Annotated in this window: 19 protein-coding genes; 5 read left to right on the top strand and 14 right to left on the bottom strand. The window is 73.4% G+C overall.

The window, feature by feature from the left end; all coding sequences use genetic code 11:
- Positions 1-7 precede the first annotated feature (7 nt).
- On the top strand, positions 8-811 hold the full coding sequence (locus AB0M43_RS22525) for a MaoC/PaaZ C-terminal domain-containing protein (protein WP_363727656.1): 804 nt from the start codon (positions 8-10) through the stop codon (positions 809-811).
- A 122-nt stretch (positions 812-933) separates the two neighbouring features.
- On the opposite strand, the gene AB0M43_RS22520 is transcribed toward AB0M43_RS22525, so the two are convergent.
- Complete coding sequence (locus tag AB0M43_RS22520) at positions 934-1572, bottom strand: TetR/AcrR family transcriptional regulator (protein WP_363727654.1); 639 nt, start codon at positions 1570-1572, stop codon at positions 934-936.
- Positions 1573-1640: 68 nt separating this feature from the next.
- Here AB0M43_RS22520 and AB0M43_RS22515 point away from each other — a divergent pair, with 68 nt between their 5' ends.
- The 4 genes from AB0M43_RS22515 to AB0M43_RS22500 all read left to right on the top strand — a co-directional run bounded on the left by AB0M43_RS22515 (position 1641) and on the right by AB0M43_RS22500 (position 5909).
- Entirely contained in the window at positions 1641-2093 is a 453-nt protein-coding gene (locus AB0M43_RS22515) for an SCP2 sterol-binding domain-containing protein (RefSeq protein WP_363727652.1), read from the top strand.
- Positions 2094-2097: 4 nt separating this feature from the next.
- Complete coding sequence (locus AB0M43_RS22510; RefSeq protein WP_363727650.1) at positions 2098-3303, top strand: acyl-CoA dehydrogenase family protein; 1206 nt, start codon at positions 2098-2100, stop codon at positions 3301-3303.
- A 93-nt stretch (positions 3304-3396) separates the two neighbouring features.
- Positions 3397-4953 carry an AMP-binding protein gene (locus tag AB0M43_RS22505; protein WP_363727648.1) on the top strand — a complete coding sequence of 519 codons (1557 nt, stop codon included), beginning with the start codon at positions 3397-3399 and terminating at the stop codon, positions 4951-4953.
- Between the two features lie 209 nt (positions 4954-5162).
- On the top strand, positions 5163-5909 hold the full coding sequence (locus AB0M43_RS22500) for a BTAD domain-containing putative transcriptional regulator (protein WP_363727645.1): 747 nt from the start codon (positions 5163-5165) through the stop codon (positions 5907-5909).
- A gap of 193 nt (positions 5910-6102) precedes the next feature.
- Here AB0M43_RS22500 and AB0M43_RS22495 read toward each other — a convergent pair whose 3' ends face one another.
- From AB0M43_RS22495 to AB0M43_RS22435, 13 genes are all read right to left on the bottom strand, one after another.
- Positions 6103-7050: a hypothetical protein gene (locus AB0M43_RS22495; RefSeq protein ID WP_363727643.1), complete on the bottom strand. Its 948-nt coding sequence runs from the start codon at positions 7048-7050 to the stop codon at positions 6103-6105.
- 305 nt (positions 7051-7355) lie between these two features.
- Positions 7356-7895 (bottom strand): phage tail protein, encoded by a 540-nt coding sequence (locus AB0M43_RS22490; protein WP_363727641.1) that lies wholly within the window; start codon positions 7893-7895, stop codon positions 7356-7358.
- Entirely contained in the window at positions 7892-9817 is a 1926-nt protein-coding gene (locus tag AB0M43_RS22485; RefSeq protein WP_363727639.1) for a putative baseplate assembly protein, read from the bottom strand. Before AB0M43_RS22485 ends, AB0M43_RS22490 begins: the two co-directional genes overlap by 4 nt.
- The gene (locus tag AB0M43_RS22480; protein WP_363727637.1) at positions 9817-10221 is read right to left on the bottom strand and encodes a GPW/gp25 family protein; all 405 of its coding nucleotides are present in this window, start codon (positions 10219-10221) and stop codon (positions 9817-9819) included. The genes AB0M43_RS22485 and AB0M43_RS22480 overlap by 1 nt, the downstream gene beginning before the upstream one ends.
- A 51-nt stretch (positions 10222-10272) precedes the next feature.
- Positions 10273-10554: a PAAR domain-containing protein gene (locus AB0M43_RS22475; protein ID WP_363727635.1), complete on the bottom strand. Its 282-nt coding sequence runs from the start codon at positions 10552-10554 to the stop codon at positions 10273-10275.
- 8 nt (positions 10555-10562) lie between these two features.
- Complete coding sequence (locus AB0M43_RS22470) at positions 10563-12314, bottom strand: VgrG-related protein (protein WP_363727633.1); 1752 nt, start codon at positions 12312-12314, stop codon at positions 10563-10565.
- Positions 12304-13065 (bottom strand): LysM peptidoglycan-binding domain-containing protein, encoded by a 762-nt coding sequence (locus AB0M43_RS22465; RefSeq protein WP_363727631.1) that lies wholly within the window; start codon positions 13063-13065, stop codon positions 12304-12306. Before AB0M43_RS22465 ends, AB0M43_RS22470 begins: the two co-directional genes overlap by 11 nt.
- Complete coding sequence (locus AB0M43_RS22460) at positions 13062-13493, bottom strand: phage tail protein (RefSeq protein ID WP_363727629.1); 432 nt, start codon at positions 13491-13493, stop codon at positions 13062-13064. The genes AB0M43_RS22465 and AB0M43_RS22460 overlap by 4 nt, the downstream gene beginning before the upstream one ends.
- 182 nt (positions 13494-13675) lie before the next feature.
- Positions 13676-14170, bottom strand: coding sequence for a hypothetical protein (locus tag AB0M43_RS22455; RefSeq protein ID WP_363727627.1), 495 nt, complete (start codon positions 14168-14170; stop codon positions 13676-13678).
- Positions 14171-17279: 3109 nt separating this feature from the next.
- The gene (locus tag AB0M43_RS22450; protein ID WP_363727625.1) at positions 17280-17438 is read right to left on the bottom strand and encodes a DUF6760 family protein; all 159 of its coding nucleotides are present in this window, start codon (positions 17436-17438) and stop codon (positions 17280-17282) included.
- Entirely contained in the window at positions 17435-17848 is a 414-nt protein-coding gene (locus tag AB0M43_RS22445) for a hypothetical protein (protein WP_363727623.1), read from the bottom strand. The genes AB0M43_RS22450 and AB0M43_RS22445 overlap by 4 nt, the downstream gene beginning before the upstream one ends.
- On the bottom strand, positions 17845-18288 hold the full coding sequence (locus AB0M43_RS22440; RefSeq protein WP_363727622.1) for a phage tail protein: 444 nt from the start codon (positions 18286-18288) through the stop codon (positions 17845-17847). Before AB0M43_RS22440 ends, AB0M43_RS22445 begins: the two co-directional genes overlap by 4 nt.
- A gap of 17 nt (positions 18289-18305) precedes the next feature.
- Complete coding sequence (locus AB0M43_RS22435; protein WP_363727620.1) at positions 18306-19835, bottom strand: phage tail sheath subtilisin-like domain-containing protein; 1530 nt, start codon at positions 19833-19835, stop codon at positions 18306-18308.
- Between the last annotated feature and the right edge of the window lie 152 nt (positions 19836-19987).

Raw genomic sequence — 19987 nt, 5'->3', positions numbered from 1 at the left:
GGTCAGCGTGCTGCGCGCGTTGGCCACGGTCACCCACCGGGGCGACAGCCTGCCGGCGGCCGAGGGACACCGGGAGGTGACCGTCGACCGGGGCGCGCTCGCGGCGTACGCCAGGGTGTGCGGGTTCCGGGTGTCCGACGCGCTGCCGGCCACCTATCCGCACGTGCTGTCCTTCCCGCTCCAGATGGACCTGCTCACCCGGTCGGACTTCCCCTTCCCGGTACTGGGGCTGGTGCACATCGCCAACCGGATCACGGTGCACCGGCCGGTGCTCGCCTCGGAGGCGTTGAGCCTGACCGTGCGGGCGGTGGACCTGCGGCCGCACGACAAGGGGCGGCAGTTCGACGTGGTGAGCGAGGCGCGGGTCGACGGGGAGCTCGTGTGGCAGGACTGGTCGACGTATCTGCGCAAGGGGGGCTCGGACTCCGGCTCGGGTGACGGGGCCGGAGCCGGTGACAGGGCCGGCGGGGTGGACCGGCCCGAGGCGCCGAGGCCCGGCGCCGTCTGGCAGGTGCCCGGCGACATCGGGCGCCGGTACGCGGCGGTCTCCGGGGACGCCAACCCCATCCACCTCTACGCGCTGACCGCGCGCGTCTTCGGTTTCCGCAAGGCCATCGCGCACGGGATGTGGACGAAGGCCCGGTGCCTGGCGGCGCTGGAGGGTCGGCTGCCGGAGGCGTACACGGTGGACGTCCGCTTCAAGCTGCCCGTACTCCTGCCGGCGAAGGTCGGGTTCTCCGCCGAGGGCGGGGAGTTCGCGGTGCACGACGTGCGGACCGGCAGGCCGCACCTGAGCGGGACGGTGTCGTAGGGGGGCTCGACACCCGGCGGCGGCGTTGTTGGGCGCCGCCGCTCCCCCGGGTCCGGTGACGGCGGTCGTCGTCACCGGACCCGCCCCTGTCCGCCCGTGCCCGCCGACCCGGGCCGAGGGGCTCAGGCCGTGGGCGGGGTCCAGCGCGCGCCGGTGAGCAGGGTGCCGAAGCCGAGCCAGACCAGGTTCATCAGGCGGGCCGCCGCCACCTCCGGGTCGGCGTCCGGGTGGTCGGCGATCCAGTCCGCGAGGGCCTCGCCCGCGCCGACGAGCGCCGTGGCCATCGCGGCCAGGTCGCCCTTGACCGGGCCGGGTTCCATCCGCTCGGCCGCGCCGCCCAGCAGGGCGCTCACGGCGTCGACGACCCGGGACCGGCTCTGCTCGACCTCGCCGGCGAAGGGGACGCCCTGGGCGCGGGCCTGGCGGTACAGCACGATCCAGGCGTCGCGGTGCGCGGCCACGAAGCCCAGGAAGGCCCGCAGGCCCTGCCACAGGCGCTCGTCGGGGGCCATGTCGCCCACGATCCGCTCGGCCACGGCCGTCATGAGCGCCTCGGACTCGCGGTGGATGCACGCGACGAAGAGCTCCTCCTTGGTGCCGAGGTAGGCGTACACCATCGGCTTGGAGATGCCGGCGCGCTCGGCGATCTCGTCCATGGAGGCGGCGTGGTACCCGTGCTCGGCGAACACGGCCACAGCGGCGTCGAGCATCTGCCGCTCCCGGACCGCCCGGGGAAGTCGCCGCGATTTAGTCGTCGTCATACTTGCCAGTCTACCTACCGCGACGTAACCTTACTCGCAAGTAGGTTAGAGCAAACGGAGGAAACACCATGGCCGAGATCGACGGCTTCGGGAACCTGAGCGAGATCAGCCCGAGCGACTTCGCGAAGCTCGTGAAGACCGCGCCCAAGGAGGTGTTCGCCCAGATCCTGGAGGACCCCGACGCGCGGACCACGGTCCTCGACGAGGTGTTCAACCGGATGCAGCAGGTGTACAAGGGCGGCAAGTCCACCAACGCCATCCTGCACTGGAAGATCCTGGACAAGCCGGGTGGCGGCTACGACCTGTACGAGACGGTGCTCAACGGCACCGAGTGCACGGTCAACAAGGACGGCGAGGGCGAGCCCCGCGCGACCATCAGCCTGAACGGCACCGAGTTCCTCAAGCTCGCCTCGGGCAACGCCTCCCCGCCGGTGCAGTTCATGACCGGCAAGATCAAGATCAAGGGCGACCTCGGGTTCGCGGCCGGTCTCGCCAGCCTGTTCAACATCCCCAAGGCGTAACGACGTGGTCGACTTCGAGCTCACGGAAGAACACGAGGAGCTGCGGACCTGGATCCACGGCTTCGCCGAGTCCGTCATCCGCCCCGCCGCCCACGAGTGGGACGAGCGGGAGGAGACCCCCTGGCCGATCATCCAGGAGGCCGCGAAGATCGGGCTCTACGGCTTCGAGACGGTCGCCGAGTTCTGGGCCGACGGCACGGGCCTGTCCCTGCCGATCGCCCTGGAGGAGCTGTTCTGGGGCGACGCCGGGATCGGGCTGGCCATCTACGGCACGAACCTCGCCGTGGCCTCGATCTACTCCGCCGGTGAGCCCGAGCAGCTGGTCGAGTGGATCCCGCAGTGCTACGGCGACGAGGCCAACCCCGCCGTCGCCGCGTTCTGTTCCACCGAGCCCGAGGCCGGCTCCGACGTGGGCGCCATGCGCACCCGCGCGGTGTACGACGAGGCCAAGGACGAGTGGGTCCTCAACGGCAACAAGTGCTTCGCGACCAACGGCGGCATCGCCGGCGTGCACGTCGTGATGGCCTCGGTCGACCCGGCGCTCGGTTCGCGCGGCCAGGCCGGGTTCGTGGTGCCGCCCGGCACCCCGGGGCTGACCAGCCCGACGAAGATGAAGAAGCTGGGCCTGCGCGCCTCGCACACCGCCGACGTGTACCTCGACGACGTCCGGGTGCCCGGTTCCTGCCTGCTCGGCGGCAAGGAGGCGCTCGACGAGCGGCTGGCGAAGGCCCGCGAGGGCAGGAAGGCCAGCAACAAGTCGATGGCGACCTTCGAGCTGACCCGGCCGTCGGTCGGCGCGATGGCGATCGGCATCGCCCGCGCGGCGTACGAGTACTCGTTGGAGTACGCGAAGACGCGGGTGCAGTTCGGCAAGCCGATCGTGGAGAACCAGGCCATCGCGTTCATGCTCGCCGACATGGCCATGGACATCGAGGCCGCCCGGCTGCTGGTGTGGCGGGCCGCGTGGATGGGCCGCAACGGCAAGAAGTTCACGATGGGCGAGGGCTCGATGTCCAAGCTCAAGGCCGGCGAGGTCGCGGTGCGCACCACCGAGCAGGCGGTGCAGATCCTCGGCGGGTACGGCTACAGCCGGGAACACCCGGTCGAGCGGTGGTACCGCGATTCGAAGATCTTCACTATCTTCGAGGGTACGTCCGAGATCCAGCGCCTGGTCATCGCGCGCCAGATCTCCGGCGCGTCACTGCGTTAGTTCCACGCAGTCGTCGGTCTCCCCCTGGCTCCCCCAGGGGGAGGCCGGCCCACGCCCCGCCCGCCCCCGCCCTCGTCCCCCGGGAGACCGCAGGTGTACTCGATCGGCGCACTCACCCGCCTGGCCACCACCTTCGTCCGCAGCGGGCTGCTGAACCCCGGGCGACCCGACCGGATCGTCCGCCAGGTGGGCGCGCTCGCCCGGTGGGGGCTGAGCCTGGCCGGGGAGTACACGTCGGCGGCCCGGCGGGACCCGCACCGCACGGCCATCATCGACGACGCGGGCAGCCTGACGTTCGCGGAGGTGGACCTGCGGACCAATCGACTGGCGCGGGACCTCGCGCGGTTCGGTACCCCCCGGATCGGCCTGTTGTGCCGCAACCACCGCGGCGCGATCGAGACCATGATCGCGGCGAGCAAGGTCGGCGCGGACGTCGTGCTGTTGAACACCGGGCTGTCGGCCGGCCAGCTGCGCACCGTGCTGGAGCAGCAGCGGGTCGAGGTCCTGGTCGCCGACGAGGAGTTCGCGCTCGACGGGGTGGACCTGCCCCGCTACACCGCCTGGTCCGACAGCGGCGCCAGCGACCTGGAACGGATCTGCGCCGACGGGGCGGCCGAACCGCTGTCCCCGCCCGACCGGGCCGGACGGACCATCATCCTGACCTCCGGCACCACCGGCGCGCCCAAGGGTGCCCGCCGGCCCGCCGCGCACAGCCTCGCCCCCGTCGCCGCGATGCTGTCGAAGATCCCGCTCCGGGTCGGCGACAAGGTGCTGATCGCCGCGCCCGTGTTCCACACCTGGGGCTTCGGCGGGCTCCAGTTCTCCACCGCGCTGCGGGCCACCCTCGTGCTGCGGCGCAAGTTCGAGCCGGCGGCCGTGAACCGGCTGCTCGCCGAGCAGGCCTGCACCGCGCTGTGGGTGGTACCCGTCATGCTGCAACGCCTCCTCGACCACGGCGACGTGCCCCGGCTGCCCGCCCTGCGCGTCGTGGCCGCCAGCGGCTCGGCGCTGCCCGGGGACCTGGCGACGGAGTTCATGGACTCCTACGGCGACGTGCTCTACAACCTGTACGGCTCCACCGAGGCGTCCTGGGTGGCCGTCGCCCAGCCCGCCGACCTGCGCGCCGCCCCCGGCACGGCCGGCCGCCCGCCGCTCGGCACCCGGCTGGCGATCCTCGACGGGGACGGCACCGAGACCGCCGCCGGGGCGACCGGGCACATCTTCGTGGCCAACGAGATGCTGTTCGACGGGTACACCCACGGGGACGGCAAGGAGATCCGCGACGGCATGCTCCGGACCGGCGACGTCGGGCACCTCGACGCCGAGGGCCGGCTGTTCGTCGACGGCCGCGAGGACGACATGATCATCTCGGGTGGGGAGAACGTGTACCCGCGCGAGGTCGAGGACCTGCTCAGCCGGATGGACGCCGTCCTCGAATGCTGCGTGGCCGGGGTGGACGATCCCGAGTGGGGGCAGCGGCTGGCCGCCTGGGTGGTGCTGCATCCCGGGGCCTCGCTGGACGCGGACGCGGTGCGGGCGCACGTGCGGGAGCACCTGGCGCGGTTCTCCGTACCCAGGGATGTGGTGTTTCTCGAGGTTCTGCCGCGCAACGCGACCGGGAAGGTGCTGGTCCGGGAGCTGCCCCGTTAGCCGCCGGTCATGACGGGCACCCGGGCCGGCGCGCTGCCGCCCGCGGTCCCGACAGCCCTCTGAGGACCCTCGAATCCGGTGGCCCGCGCGCCCTGCGCAGATTACCCTACGATCGGTTGAAACTACTGTCGGATACCGGGCTCTATCGACATACACGATCTTATGCGTGGGATTCTGCCCTGACCTGCTGTAACTCCACGGGAGGGCATGTGTCCACACTCGCACAGCGCAGCCCGTTCAGAACCGTCCACACCTCACGGATCGAGATCCGGTGCTTCGGCGGATTCCGGCTCCGGGTGCACGGGCGTCCCATCGACTACTCGACGATCAAACCCCGGACCCGTACGGCGCTGCGCCTGCTCGCCATGCGCGCCGGGCACTCCGTGCACCGCGAGACCCTGATCGACGCGCTGTGGCCCGGCACCGACGCCGTCCCCGCGACGCACAACCTGCACGTCACGCTCTCCAGCCTGCGGAAGTTCCTCGACACCGAGGCCGGCGGGTCCTGCCAGCTGGCGCGGTCCGGGGACGCCTACCAGCTCGTGCTCCCCACCGGGGGGTACTCCGACGTGGCCACCTTCGGGGCCGCCATCGACACCGCGCACGACGCCCGGCTCGCCGGCGACTTCGACACCCTGGCCGTCGCCCTGCGCACCGCGCTCGACGTCTACCACGGCGAACTGCTCCCCGAGGACGGCCCCGAGGAGTGGGTCGTCGGCACCCGCGAGGCGCTCCGCCGCCGGGCCGCCACCGCCGCCGTGGACCTGGCCCGCTCGGCCATGCTCCGCGACGACCACGACGAGGCCGTGTCCGCGGCCGAACAGTGCACAGAAATCGACCGGTACTGCGACGCCGGCTGGCGGCTGCTCATCGACGCCTGCACGCGGCTCGGTGATCGGGCGGCGGCGGGGCGGGCCCGGCAGCGGTACGCCGAGGTCGTGGCGACGCTCGACTGACCCGGGGCGGGCCCGGCGGGCCGGGGCACGGTCGCGGCGGGCCGGGGCACGGTCGCGGCGGGCCGGGGCACGGTCGCGGCCCGGGTCGGGGCGGGCCGCGCGGTCGCCGGGCGGGCCGGGTCGGGGCGCGGTCGCCGGCCGGGTCGGTGTCGGGGCCGACGGTGCGGTCGGCGTCGGCCGGCGGTGTGCCCGGTCATCGGCCGAAGAACTCGAGTTCGGCGACGGCCGCCGGGCGGTCGGGGGGTCCGTAGGCCGACCCGACGGTGAACCGCACCCGGCGCGCGTCACTGACGCGCGCCGGGAACGTCTGCGCCCCCGGCGCGTCCCGGACCTGCCACGTCAGCCGGGTCACCCGGCCGGCCCCGTCGGTGACCTCCACGGTGAGCACCGCCGGCCGGCCCCCGGCCACGAACGCCTTCTGGTCGGCCGACACCCCGGGCGTGACGATCACGTCGATGAGCCGGAACGCCTTCGCGAAGTCCACCTCCACCCAGCCGCCCGGGCCGGTGGGGGCCCAGTAGGTGTCGTTCTTGCCGTCGTACACGCGGTCCGGGGACGTGCCGGCCGCCGAACCGGACGCGCGGGCGGCGCTCGGGACCCGGGCCGCCGGCTTGGAGGTGCGGTCCAGGACGGCCGCCAGGCCCTTGCCGGGGAGCGCGCGCAGGCCCGGGGTCGCCGCGATCGTCACCAGCGCGAGGACGCCGGCCAGCAGCAGCACCGGGCGGCGCCAGCTGATGGTGCGGCGGGCGGTGCGGCGGGTGCCGGCGTCGTACACCCGGCGGGGGAAGACCCAGCCGACCAGCCGCTGCCACCGGGTGGGCGGGACCACGACGGCGGCGGGGGTGAGCGGTCCGCCGCAGCGGCGGCAGAACCGGCGGGCCGGGTCGTTGCCGGTGCCGCAGGCGGGGCAGACGGTCTCGCCGGGGAGCGGGGCGCGGTCTTCGGCATGGTGGCGGGTGGGGCGGCGGACGGTGGTCTCGTCGGTGGGCTGGCGTTCGGTGGGGCGGACCGGGGCGGGGGTCCACTGGTCAGGGGGCGGGGGGATCTCGCGGGGCGGCGGGGATACGGCGGGAGTCGGGGACGGCTGAGAAGACCCGTGCGGCGGCAGGGGCGCGGCCGGGGCCGGGGATTGCGGGCGCACTTCGCGCACCGGCGGAGGCGCGTCGGGAGCCGGCGGCGGCGTGGGGGCCTGGCGGGGCGCCGGATGAGGCTCCGGCCGGGTGAAGTTCCAGGTAGGACGGTTCGCCTCCGGGCCAGTGGGCTGGGCATGCGCGGCGGGGGCTTCCGGCCGGGCGTGCGGCGCGGGCGCTGCGGGCCGGGGCTCCGTGGGCGGGACAGCGGGTCTGGCCTCGGCGGTGGATGTCCCCTCCCATTCCAGGAACGCCCCGCACGCCCCGCAGAACTGCGCCCCCGCCTCGTCGCGCTCCCCGCACTGCCGACACACGATCACGACGCCACCACCTCCACCGTCACGAACACGTGCGCCGGTACCGCCTCCACGATCGCCGCCCGCAACCGGCGCTGGTTGACCGACCCGGGATCCGGCACCGCCACCCGCACCACCACCTGCGCGGGCCCGCTCCCGGGCACCTCCCCGCCGGCGACGTCCGACCAGCCGCACACCCCGCTGTCGACGACCTCCACGGCCCCGCCGGTGAGCAGCCGGGCGTGCGCGGCCAGGCCCCGTTTCGTGCCCCGCCAGCGGTGCAGTTCCACGGCGTGCGCGACGAGGTCGCGGCGTTGGGCGACCGGCCAGCTCTCGTCGAGGGACAGCGCGACCCAGCCGGCGAGCCAGTCGAGGAAGTCCTCGGGGACCAGGGCGGGGTCGAGGTACGCGGGGAAGCAGTCCAGGGCCAGGAACACCGGGGCGAGCACCTGGTCGAGGGCCTCGGTGAAGCGCTGGGTGAAGGCGTTCTCCAGGTACACGCCGGGGAGGCGCTCCCCGATCGGGTGCGCCGTCGTCAGGTCCGGTGCGCCGAGTCTCATGCCCGGCCGACCCGGACCTGGTGGCCGTAGGAGAAGACCAGGCCGTTCGGGGACAGGGTCAGGCGCGGTACGGCGCCGCCCCGGTTGCCGGAGACCGGGTCCGCGCCGAACAGCCGGACCTCCTCGACGAGTTCGACGCCGGGGATCCGTTGCAGGACGGCGAAGATCTCCCCGGAGTGCACGGGGCGGCCGAAGGGCCAGCCGGTGCGGTCGGGGCCGCCGGTGATGGGGTGCAGGTAGGCGTACAGCTCCTGGAGGGCGCGGGACCGGAGCACCTCGGGTTCGGTGCGCGGCCGGGCCTGGAGTTCGGCGACGACGGTGACGCCCTGGTAGAACGGGGGCTCCACCGAGATCCGGGCCCCGATGCACCGGCGTTCCTCCAGGTGCCGGGACACCTTGGACAGCAGGGCGGCGCTGGGCTTGAGGTCGGCGAACCGCAGGTCGTCGGTGGCGGTCACGGCGGGGACGACGAGGACCCGTACGGCGCCGGACTCCTCGCCGACGGGGACGCACCGGACCCGGGCCGCGTCGGGGGCGGCCTCGCGGGCGAGCTGTTCGTAGTCCTCGGCGGTGACGGCGCGGTCCCGGGTGCGCAGGGTCAGCGGGCCCCGGGTGGCGGCGTCCTCGACGGACTCGCCGTCCACGCCGCCGGTCGCGGGGGCCCGGTTGGCGACCGTGGACACGAACGGGACGGGGTCGCGCTGGATCTGGAGCATGCCGCGGGCGACGTTGCCGCGCCGGCCGCCGCCCGTGCGGTACACCGGAATCCTGATCGTCGTGCCCTTGGCCGGCACGGCCCCGTAGTGCCGCAGCCCGCCGTCGGGTTCGCGGACCGCCGGCCCGAACAGGAGTTCCCCGGCGCCCCGGTCGACCATGAAGTGCCGGTCGGTGGCCCCGGAACCGGCGAACGACGTCACCTCCCGCCACTCGTCGGCGTCGACGAGCACGGCCAGCGGTTCGGCGTCGGCGACGACCGGCCGGTGTTCGAGGGGGAAGCGCTGGCCGGGGACGCCGGTGGACATGCCCACGACCTCGTCGCGGACCACGTCGGCGTGCACGACCCCGACGGTGCCGCCCATCGTGGACGCGGCGACGGACAGCAGCCGGGGCGAGGCGCGGTAGAACGGCTGGCCCTGGGCGGGTTCCACGACCCGGCAGCGCAGCCAGGCGGCCCGGTGCCGGCCCAGGACGGACGGGGTGTGGTTCGCGGGCACGTGCAGCAGGACGTCGCCGGGCCGGTTGAAGCCGCCGGTGGAGTCGGCGTCGACCTCGCACCGTTCCCAGCCGGCCCCGGTCCACGCCTCCCACACCAGCGGCGGGTCGCGCGGGTCCACGCCGACGCCGGCCACGTCGCAGTCGACCCGCAGCAGCACCAGACAGTGCGGCACGGCCACGTCGAGACCGAAGAGCACGACATCGCCGGGTACGGGCTGGGCCGCGAAGCACGCCAGCCCCGCCCCGGCGGCCAGCTCCTCGGACCGGTCGGCGGGCACGTCGCTCCCGGTGGCCGTGAGCACCCGGTCCAGGGCGCACGGCACGATCCGCAGGTCCCGGTCGACAGTGAACAGCAGTGGGTCCTCGGTGTCGAGGCGCTGGCTGGCGACCTGCGCCCCGGCCGGCACCACGACGGTCTCCGGCTGGGCGGCGGCGAGCCGGTAGGTGACCTCGCCGGTCGCGGCGGTCGGCGGGAACAGGCGTACCCCGATCAGGTCGAGGAACTTGACGTAGTGCAGGTCGGGGACGCGGTTCATCCGGTACAGCACCGTGTCGACCATGAACGCGAACGTCTCGATCAGCGTCACGCCCGGGTCGGACACGTTGTGGTCCGTCCACTCCGGACAGCGCTGCTGCACCATGCGCTTCGCCTCGTCGACGAGCTCCTGGAACCGCCGGTCGTCGAGGTTCGGGCTGGGCAGGGACATCAGTCCGCCTCCTCGTGGGTGGGGATCACATAGAACGGGAACACCAGATTGCGCGGGTCGTTGTCGCCCCGGATCTCGTACCGGATGTCGATCATGAGGATGCCCTCCTCGACCGAGGCGAACCCGACCCGCACGTCGTGCAGGGTGATCCGGGGCTCCCAGCGCTCCAGGGACAGCCGCACCTCGTACGCGATCCGGCCGGCCGTGGCGACATCCGCCGGGGCGAACACCAGGTCGTGCACCGCGCAGCCGAACTCGGGGCGCATGGGGCGCTCGCCGGGCGCGGTGGCGAGGATGAGGCGGATGCTCTCGGCGATCTCGCGGTCGCCGCCGACGAGGGCGATGGAGCCGGTGGCGTCGGTCCGCACGGGGAACGCCCAGCCCTTCCCGACGAACTCACTCACCGTGGCCTCCCTGGGATGCGCGCCGGGTTCCCGTGTGGATCGACGACACGGTCAGCCTCCGATCAGGACGGTCGGGCAGCCCATCAGGATCGGCGCGCCGCAGCCCGCCATGTCCCCCATCCGGGCCGCCGGCATCCCGCCGATCAGCACCGTCGGGCAGCCGGGCGGGACCAGCGGGGTCGGCGGGTGCACGGCGGGCGGCGGGAAGGAACAGGTGTGCAGGTCCCCCACCCGGGCCGCGGGCACCCCGCCGATCAGGACGGTCGGGCACCCCGGTCCGGTCACCACCCCCGGGTGGCCGGTCGGATCGCCGACCCGCGCCGCTGCTGGCATGACTCCCCCTAGTTGATCTTGACGATGCCGCCGCTGACGGTCACCTGGCCGGTGGCCTTCAGCTCCGCCTCGGCCGTACCCTGCGCCGAGACCTTCTGGCCCTTGATCTCGACCGGACCGCTGCCGCCGTCGACGCTGACGCCCGTGCCCTTGATCTCGACCTTGCCGGTGCCGGCGTCGAGCACCAGCCCCCGCGCGCCCGTGACGGTCACCCTCCCCGACTTCTTGTCCAGCTTCACCGAGAGCTTCCCGTCCCCGGTGGCGAGCAGGACGCCGTCGTTCTCGACCAGTTCGAGCCGGTGCCCGGTGCGCGAGACCAGGGCGCGGGCCGCGATCTCGCCGCTGCCGCCGTCGACGGGCGCCGCCGACAGCTTCGGCAGGGTGTCCTTGCCGTTGTAGAGCCCGCCGAGGACGTACGGCGAGTCCATGTCGCCGCCCGTGAACCCGACCAGCACCTCGTCGCCGACCTCCGGCAGGAACAGCGCCCCGCGCCCCTTCCCCGCCCCGGGCGCCACGAGCCGGGCCCAGCCGCTGGTGAAGTCCTTGGCCAGCCACGGGTACGTCAGCCGCACCCGGCCCAGCTCCAACGGGTCGCGCACGTCGCTGACGATCCCCGGCACCAGTCCCCGGTCGCCCCGGGTGTCCGCGCCGCCCGCCTGGACCAGCCCGAACAGCGAACGCTCCTGCCGGCCGGAGACGATGAAGGCCGTCTCGTACCCGTGGTCGCTGAACAGGTGCCGGGTACTCGTCAGCACGTACTTGCCCGCGAACTGCTCGCCCACCCCGCCCAGGGCCACCGACGCACCGGCCCGCAGCTTCGGGTTCCCCTTGGCCACGCCGTCGAGTTCCACGCACGCGCCGCCGAGCTGGGCGGCCAACGCGGCGGCCGTGGCCCGGACCGAGCCGGGCGTGCGCCACGACGCGTCGGCGGCCACGTACGGCGGACTCTTGAATTTCCGCCCCAGCTCCACCGGGTCCAGCCCCGCCACCTCCGCGCCGGCCGTCGTCGGGACGGCGGTGGCCGACACCTCCTGCTTGCGTTCGAAGTCCCAGCCGCGCGCCTCGACACTGGGCACCTGCTCGGCGGCCGACACGCACGCGCGCAGCGAGACCAGGTTGCGGCCGGCCTCCAGGACCAGCGGGTCGGTGTGCGCCTTCGCCCGCGGGTCCGGGGCGCCCTTCGGGGCCGCCGGCAGCCGGAAGTCCAGCTTCCCGTCGGCCACGGCCAGCTGCGCGCCCACGAGGTCCGCGAGCCGGGACAGGAACTCCCAGTCGCTCACGTTGTCCTGGCTGAGCTGGGTGTGGGCGGTGCCGCTGACCCCCGGTACCGGATCGAGGGTCCCGGTCTTCACCCCCGCCCGCTGGGCGACCTTGCGCACGATGTCGGGCACGGTCATGTTGGGGTAGGCGGCGACCCGGCGGCCCCGGAACAGCCGGTGCGCGACATCCAGGCCCCGGACCTCCGTCACCGAACCCGACGGGTCCAGCTCGACCTCCAGGGCCGTGACCTCCCCGGCGAGCAGCAGCTGCGGGCCGGTCGGCTCGGCGGTCTGCACTTTGAGCGCCACTTTCGCGCCGATCACGAACTTGGCCTTGTCGAGCACCACGTGCTGCGGGTCGCGGAACCGGAGCACGAACAGGTCCGGCAGGTTGCGGCTGTCGTCCACATAGGCGTACGTGAGCATCGTGGCCACGTCGGCGGCCAGCGGCACGTCCTCGACCTCCACGACGAGGGTGTTGGCGAAGCTCTCATTGGCCACGGGTGATCTCCTCCAGCCCGGGGACCAGCAGCCGGCGGCCCGGGGCCAGGCGCAGCGGATCGTCCACCCCGTTGGCCTCGGCGACGGCCCGCCACAGCGCCGGGTTCCCGTAGGCGCGGTGCGCGACCGACTGCAGGGTGTCCCCCGCGACGATCACGTGCACGTCCCGGGCCGCGAGCGCGCCGGACGTCGGGTTCTGGCCGCCCTGCTCCCCGGAGATCTCCTCCAGGCTCACCGTGCACACCGCCCGTACCGGGATGCCGCCCGGCGTGAACAGGGTGTACTTCGCCGACACCGACTTCAGGAACCCGGGGAAGCTGGTCAGCCCGCCCCAGTGGAAGATCACCCACGGCGGGGTCTTCATCTTCTTGTACCGCACCGTGCACGTGAACAGCTTCTCCACCGCGTTGACCACGTCGTCGTTCATCTTCTCGGTGGCGTCGAAGAACAGCTCCAACGACAACTTCGCCGGCTCCGAACCGAGGAACTCCGGCGGCCCGGCCTTCTTCGCCTTCGCCTGCGGGTTGCGCCCCCACTTCGCCGCCTTCGTGAGGGTCAGCTCCTTCGGGTTGAACTGGAAGTCGATGTTGTCGATCACCGTCGCGCCCGGGGCGGCCGTGCCCCCGTCCGCCGGGGGTTCGCGCATCTCCAGGAACGCCCGTTGCAGGCTCGCCGGCGCCCCGTCCCGCCCGCCGCCCGGATTGCGGTGCGTCGACGTGCCCGCCGCCGTGAACGTGACCGGCCCGGTCATGACGCCACGAACCCGTGGTGTGCCAGCTCCAGGGTCTCCGTCGCCACCTTCGGGCTGTCCAGGGTGAGCTGCGGCCCCGTCCAGCGCACCGGCACGACCCCGTGCAGGTTCCACGCCACGATCTTCAGCCCGACGGCGTTGCGGGCCTCGATCATGGCCGTCATCCGCTTCACCCCGTTGGACAGGTCCGCGAACCAGGCGGCGATCTTCCTGCTGTCGGCGGTGACCGGCCGGGTGAGCTTGATGTTCGGGTACTTGATCCGGGTCGGCAACTGCCACACCCACCCGTTCTGGCCGCCCTCCTCCCGCTGCTCCATCACGACCTCCACGCCCAGGCCCTCGCAGCTCTGGAACGCGCCGAGGCTGTTGCCGTCCACGGTCACCACGAAGGAGATCGCGACCGCCTCGACGTCGGGCCTTCCCGCCATGGGTTCCTCCTGGTGGATCGGGTGTTGTGGGCTGGGGTGCCGGGCGCTGTGTCGGGGTGGTGCCGGGCTTCGGGTCGGGGTCCGTGGTCGGTGGGCCGGTGGTGGGGTGGCCTGCGGTCGGTGGCCTGCGGTGGGTGGCCGGTGGTCGGGTGGTTTGGTGGTCGGTGGCTGGTGGTCGGGGGTCAGTGGCGGAGGTCTGTGAGGGCGCCCCGGCGGTCCCTGTCCAGTCGGAGTTCGGCCTTCAGGCGGCGGAGCAGGGGGTCGAACAGCTTCTTCAGGAGTTCCTCCTGCGGGGCGCCGTCGCCGGTCGCGGGGGCCGGGGCCGGTGCGGCCTCTGCCCGCTGCACGAACGCTTCCTCGGTACGGACCAGGGACGGTGTCATCGACGGCGCGTCCGGTTCCGGGAGGCGTTGCACGTGGGTCGGCGGGTCGGGGTCGGGCGGGTCGGGCTGGGTGGTGGCCACGGGGAACGGCTGGGCGGAGGGCCACGGAGCGGACGGGGCTGCGGTCGTCCATGGCGCGGGGTGGGCTCCGGTCGGCCATGGTGCCGCTGGCGCCCGGGTGCCGGGGAGTGCCGCCGTCGACGGGTAGGTCTGGACGGTCACCTCGGACCGGGCCGGGCTCCGCGTCCCGCCGTAGGGCGGGGAGGTCGTTCCGGCGTGGAACGGGGAGTCCATGCCCGCATGGAACGGGGAGGACATGCCGGCGTGGGACGCGGAGGCCGTGCCGGGGTTCGACGCGGTGACTGTCCCCGCGAGGGATGGCTGGCTGGCGTGACTTGGATAGGACGTCCCGGCGTGGGGCGACGATGCTCCGGGGTGGAACGGGGCGGTCGTCCCCGGGTGGGACGGATCCTGGGCTCGTTGCAGGGCCAGGGGTAGGGGCTGGTGACCGAGGAGACCGGTACTCGGCCCGGGGGTCGGAGTGGGTGCGGCGAGGACCCGGACCGTCCCCGGCGGGCCGTCCCCCGTGGATGTCGACTCTGGGCCCAAGGGAAGGGCACCGGCGGTATCGGACCAGGTCGGACCGGTGGCCGGCGCGCTCTGGGCTGACAGGTCACCCGGGCCGCTCCACGACGGGGAGCCATCGGCGCCATCTCGGCCACTGTCACCTGCGAGGCGCTGCACGACTCCGCCGACCGTCGGGGCGCTCGCCGGGCCGCCCCCTGGCGCGGATCCGCCGGGTCGGGAGCCTTGGATGCCGCCCGCCAGGTCGGCTGTCCCGGTGCCGCCGAGCGCGTTCGCGGAGCCCGGAAGTTCGCCGGCGGAGTTCCCGCTGTCACCCAGGCGACGGGTACCGAGCAGGCCGGCGTCACCGCTGTCGCCCAGGCCATGTGCGCCGAGCAGGCCCGTGGAGTCTCCGGTGCCGGCGGACAGAACCGAAGTGGCCCCGGCATCCGATAGGTCATCGAAGCCAGTGGTGGCCGACAGGTCGGCGGGGCCTTCCGCTCCGCCCGACCGCGCGGGCTCCCAGGGGCTGTCCGCCTGTGCGGAGTCCCAGGGGCCGCCCAGGAGGCCGGAGGGGCCCTGTGTGGGGCTGGAGGATGGGAAGGAGTCTGAGGTGAAGGCGGAGTCGACGGTGGTGCCCGGGGGGCCGGTGGGGCCATCGGTGGGGTCACCCAGCAGGCCGGTGGTGCGCTGGGCGGAACGGTCGTGGTGGCCGGTACCCCCCTGATCCGGGTTTGCCTCGCGCTGGAGGGCCGTGGGCAGCTCACCCGGGGCCAGGGGCGCGCCGAGGCCGAGCCGGCGGCGTCGCGGACCGTCGCCCACGGACCGTTGCGCGGTCGCGCCGGCACTCCCGGTCGCGCCGGTCGGGCCGCCGATCGCCCCTGAGGCTCCCGAGACCCCCGTAGGTCCTGTAGGGCCCGAGCCGAACGCCGTGCCCTGACCAGGCGCCGTGCCCTGACCAAGCGCCGTTCCCCGACCAGGCGCCGTGCCCCGACCAGGTCCCGCCTGGCCGGGTGCGGAGCTCCGGCCGGATGACGTCTGGCCGTCCGACGACGGGTCAGCGCTGGTCGAACGCTGGAGAGAGGAGCCTGCCGAGCTGTGCCCGCCCGTGCCCGACGCCGATCCTGTCGTGAACGTGCCGGAGCTGAGACCACCGGAGATCAGGCCGGTACTGTCGCTGGCCATCTCGCCGGAGGTGGCGGTGGATCCCGGGTACAGGCCGAACGGCGTGCCCACGGACCCGTCCCCCACACCGGGGATCGCCTCGTCCGCCGAGCCGTCGGTCGGGCCGCCGCCCGGTCCCATGGCCGGCCCGTCGCCCGGGGCCATGGAGAGTTCGCGCTGGACGGCCGGCCCGCCGTGGGAGGACGTGGGGTCCGGGGGGACGGTCCCGGTGCGACCTGGGCCGAGGTCGCCGGCCCCGATGCCCCGGTCTCCGGCTCCGGCGGGCCCGCCAGGATCGACTGCCGGGTCGGCACCGTCGCGGGCGGAGGCCAGAGACGCGGTCACACCGAGCAGCGGCGCGTCCGCGAGGTCGCGCTGCACCGACGAGGCGGCACCGGCCGTGGCCGTGTCTTGGCTCGACTCGTCATGCGGATGGCCAAGGTGCCCAGTGTCGTCCCAGCCAAGGTGCCCGGCGTCGCCTCGGCCCAGGTGGGCGGCGTCGTCCCAGCCCAGGTGCCCGGTGTCGTCATGGCCCGGGTGAGCGTGCGGGGCGACACTCTGACCGGCCGCGAGCTCTCCGTCCGAGGGCCCCGCCAGGGAGGTGCCGCCTGCGGGTGACCCGTCGTGGGACCCGCCGACCGAGCGCTGGACCGCGGCTTCGCCCACGCCGGTGCCCGGCCACCGGCCGCTGTCCGCTGTGGGCCGGGTTCCGGAGGTCGGGGGCTCGGTCATCGGGGCCAGCGGCAGACCCGTGTCCGCCTGGCCACCGGTCATGGGCACGGCACCGAACTCCGGATTCCGTGCCGCACGGGGCCGTCCGCCGTCACCGGTTCCGCCGCCGAACCGCTGCACCACCCGGTCCACCAGCCGGGACACCGTCCCCTGCTCCACGGCGGGCAGCCCTTCGTCCGCCCGCTCGGAAGCAGCCGGCGGCACCGGTGCGACCTCGACCGTCCCGGACGGCTCCCCCGGTCCCACCGCGTGCCGCAACGGGGCCAGGAACGTCGGGTCCTGCCAGGCGGCGAGTCCGGCGCTGAACCGCGCGGTCGGGTTCGTCACCGGATGCTCGGCGACGACCCGCTGCAACGGCGGCAGGTGCCGCCAGTCCCCGACGGGCGCCCGCGCGACCTCCGGCAACGACGAGCCCCGCCCGGCCTGCGGCGAGGTCCCGCCCGTGGCCGAAGGCCCAGACGCGTCGGCCGGGGCGGCACGCTTCCACGGCCACATCGCCTTCACCGCCCCCGCGCCACGAGCGGGCAGGTTCCCGCGCGCCCAGCCAGGACCGACGATCGCATCCGGGCCTCGCCGCCGCCGTACGCCACGAAACGCCCTCCGACCACCAGCGGACACAACCCGACGCACCGGCCCCTGATCCACGACTTCCGGGCTTCGACGCAACCGTGGGCAGCGGACCGGCCGCCGCCCACGAATCCGCCCCGGACCGCTGTCAACGCCGTGACCCGGTCGCTGCGACCCCCTACGACGGGCCAGCCCTGGGCCACTTTCTGCTCCATGCCGACGACGTCACACGTCCCGCGTCCGCCGCCCACGGCCAGGCCACCGCCCACGGCCCAGCCGCCAGCCGCGCCCCGACCCCCGGCAGCGCCCAGCTCCCCGACCACGAGCCGGCCGCCTCCCCCGAGCCGGTCCGGCGCGGGCCCCGTGTCGTACCCCATCAGCCCGGCCCTCTCATCCGTGTGTTGATCTTCGCGATCTCGTTCGTGTACCGGAGCCGGTCGGCGTGCTCCAGGTCGAGGATGTCGTCGAGCGCCCAGTGGAAGTGGTAGGCCACGTACGCGATCTCCTCGTGCAGCCGGTCGGTCGCGTACGTCACGATTCCCCCGGGCGGCCACCGCCCGCCATGTCCACGGTGAACGCGTGTCCGCAGGAGGGGCAGGCCACCCCGGCGCGGGTGTGGCCCTCGCTGTTGATCCGGCGGTACAGGTCCTGGAGGAACGCGAGGTCCGCCGCGAACAGGTCCTCCACGACGCCGGCGTGCACGTCGGTCACGTCGCCGAGTTCGGTGATGACCCGGGCGAGGAGGACGACGGTGAGGTACGCCGGGTTCTCGCGGACCCGGTCGTCGCGCAGCGGGACCAGCTCGTCGCGGGCCGTGGCCAGCCGCATGACGCCGGAGCGGTGCAGGGTGCCGGCGGGGTCGACGTACCCCCGGGGGAGCTCGAACGCGAACTCGGTCCGCAGCCGCTCCGGGGTCTCGGCCGGCGCCGGGGCGGTGCGCCTCATTCGACGATCAGCTCCTCGTAGGTGACGACGGCCTTCTCGGTGAGGATGCTGGTGTCGCCGGCCTTCAGGGAGCCGATCTCCAGGCTCTTGAGCCAGGCCCCGTGCAGGATGTAGCGCTTGATGGCCTTCTGCTCGTAGTCGAAGATGATCACGGCGGCGGTCTTGCGGGCGTCGGCCATCTTGCCGAGCCGCGAGTCCTTCATCCACTTCTCGAAGCTGTTGCTGCCGGTCAGGCCGCGGGTGAAGGTGACCTCGCCGGCCTTGGCGCGGCCGGGCAACTTCTTGATCATGTACTTGCCGTCGGGGGTGTTCGTCTTGAGTTCGATCACGTCCTGCTCGAACTTCAGGCCGCTGACCTCGTTGATCTGCGTGATCATCACGCCGTCGACCTCCAGCCCGAACGAGTGGCCGACCGAGCTGTCCAAATCGGGGAGCGCCATCCGCTTCTACCTCTCCGCTACTCGTTGACCAGGCTGGTGCCGCCGGAGAACTGCGACAGCCGGAAGATGACGAACTCGGCGGGTTTGACGGGCGCCACCCCGATCTCGCAGACCACCTGGCCGAGATCGATGCCCTCGGCCGGGTTGGTCTCCCGGTCGCAGCGCACGAAGTAGGCCTCGTCGGGGGTGAGCCCGAACAGCGCGCCCTTGCGCCACTCCATGACCAGGAAGGACGCGACCGTGCGCCGGATCCGGGCCCAGAGGGCGTCGTCGTTGGGTTCGAAAACCACCCATTGGGTACTGTTCATGATGGACTCTTCCAGGTAGTTGAAGAGCCTCCGCACGTTGAGGTACTTCCACGCCGGGTCACTCGACAGCGTGCGCGCGCCCCACACCCGGATCCCGCGCCCGGGGAACGCCCGGATGCAGTTCACCCCGATCGGGTTGAGCAGTTCCTGCTCGGTCTTCGTCATCTGGGTCTGCAGGGCCACCGCGCCCCGGATGATCTCGTTGGCGGGAGCCTTGTGCACGCCCCGGGAGGCGTCGTTGCGCGCCCACACCCCGGCCATGTGCCCGCTGGGCGGGATGAAGTTGTTGGCGCCCGTCGCCGGGTCGAAGACCTTGATCCAGGGGTAGTACAGGGCGGCGTACTTGGAGTCGTAGCCGGCGTCGTTCATCCGCCAGTCGCGGACCTGCTGCGGGTTGAGCCCGGGCGGCGCGTCGAGGATGGCCATCCGGTCGCCCATCAGTTCGCAGTGCGCGATCATCGCCAGCTGCACGGCCTTGACGGTCTCGCCGTCGACGGCCCCGGCCTGGTACGCGCTCATCAGGTCGGGCACCGCGACCATGGTCACCTCGTCCACGGCCTCCAGCCCGCCGAAGCCGGTGCGGTCGGAGACGTCGCCCACGTACACGTCGGCGACGACCCGGGCGGGGACGGCCGGCGGGGCGGGCGGGGCGCTCAGTGCCACCGAGCCGAGGTCGGGCCGGGTGGCCGCGCCGGCGGTCTGCTGCTCGGTCAGGGTGATCAGCTTCGAGCCGTCCTTCACCCGGGTCACCACGTTGTCGCGGCCCTTGCGGGCGGTCACGTTCTCGAACGTCTCGGCGGCCTTGCCGTCCCGCTTCACGACCAGGGTGAACCGGTCGTCGGGCGGGTTCTCCCCCGTCGGGCCGGTGACCTCCACGACCAGGTCGCGGGCACCGGGGTCGCGGGCGGCGACCCGGTACGGGCCCAGCACGGCCTGCGGGCCGGCCGGCAGCTCGGCGGTCTCCCCGTCGGCGCGCTCGCCGCCCACCCGGACGATGTAACAGTTGCCGCCGCCGTTGAGGAAGTAGCCGTACACGGCCTGGGGCAGGTAGCAGCCCTCGGCGAACTCGCCGAACGCCTTCGTGTACTGGCTCCAGTTCGACACCAGGGTCGGCGTGTTGTACGGGCCGGCCGCCGCGAAGCCGACGAAGGCCGCGATGGCGGTGCCCACGCCCTCAATGGGCCGCGAACCGGCTTCGACCTCCTCGACGTACACGCCGGGGGATTGGTAGGTGGGCATCCGGTCCTCCTTGTCGAGACGTAACTAGATCTTGTGCCGGGCCTCCGTCGCCCGAAACGGGCAGCTGGTCCCGTCGTGGGGGTAGTGGTCCGTGCCCCATCGGGCACCCCGGGCCCGGGGACGGGCTCCGGGGCCGACTGGGTCTGCGGGCC

The sequence above is a fragment of the Longispora sp. NPDC051575 genome (genome assembly GCF_040681875.1).
Classification (GTDB): domain Bacteria; phylum Actinomycetota; class Actinomycetes; order Mycobacteriales; family Micromonosporaceae; genus Longispora.
Note: the sequence above shows the minus strand (reverse complement) of the source record. Positions and strands in the feature narration are given on the sequence as shown.

Excerpts from the sequence above, each read along its gene's own strand:
- AB0M43_RS22520 (WP_363727654.1), bottom strand. The coding sequence starts at position 1,572 with ATGACGACGACTAAATCGCGGCGACTTCCCCGGGCGGTCCGGGAGCGG.
- AB0M43_RS22515 (WP_363727652.1), top strand. The coding sequence starts at position 1,641 with ATGGCCGAGATCGACGGCTTCGGGAACCTGAGCGAGATCAGCCCGAGC.
- AB0M43_RS22490 (WP_363727641.1), bottom strand. The coding sequence starts at position 7,895 with ATGAGACTCGGCGCACCGGACCTGACGACGGCGCACCCGATCGGGGAG.
- AB0M43_RS22485 (WP_363727639.1), bottom strand. The coding sequence starts at position 9,817 with ATGTCCCTGCCCAGCCCGAACCTCGACGACCGGCGGTTCCAGGAGCTC.
- AB0M43_RS22475 (WP_363727635.1), bottom strand. The coding sequence starts at position 10,554 with ATGCCAGCAGCGGCGCGGGTCGGCGATCCGACCGGCCACCCGGGGGTG.
- AB0M43_RS22465 (WP_363727631.1), bottom strand. The coding sequence starts at position 13,065 with ATGACCGGGCCGGTCACGTTCACGGCGGCGGGCACGTCGACGCACCGC.
- AB0M43_RS22460 (WP_363727629.1), bottom strand. The coding sequence starts at position 13,493 with ATGGCGGGAAGGCCCGACGTCGAGGCGGTCGCGATCTCCTTCGTGGTG.
- AB0M43_RS22455 (WP_363727627.1), bottom strand. The coding sequence starts at position 14,170 with ATGGACTCCCCGTTCCACGCCGGAACGACCTCCCCGCCCTACGGCGGG.
- AB0M43_RS22445 (WP_363727623.1), bottom strand. The coding sequence starts at position 17,848 with ATGAGGCGCACCGCCCCGGCGCCGGCCGAGACCCCGGAGCGGCTGCGG.
- AB0M43_RS22440 (WP_363727622.1), bottom strand. The coding sequence starts at position 18,288 with ATGGCGCTCCCCGATTTGGACAGCTCGGTCGGCCACTCGTTCGGGCTG.
- AB0M43_RS22435 (WP_363727620.1), bottom strand. The coding sequence starts at position 19,835 with ATGCCCACCTACCAATCCCCCGGCGTGTACGTCGAGGAGGTCGAAGCC.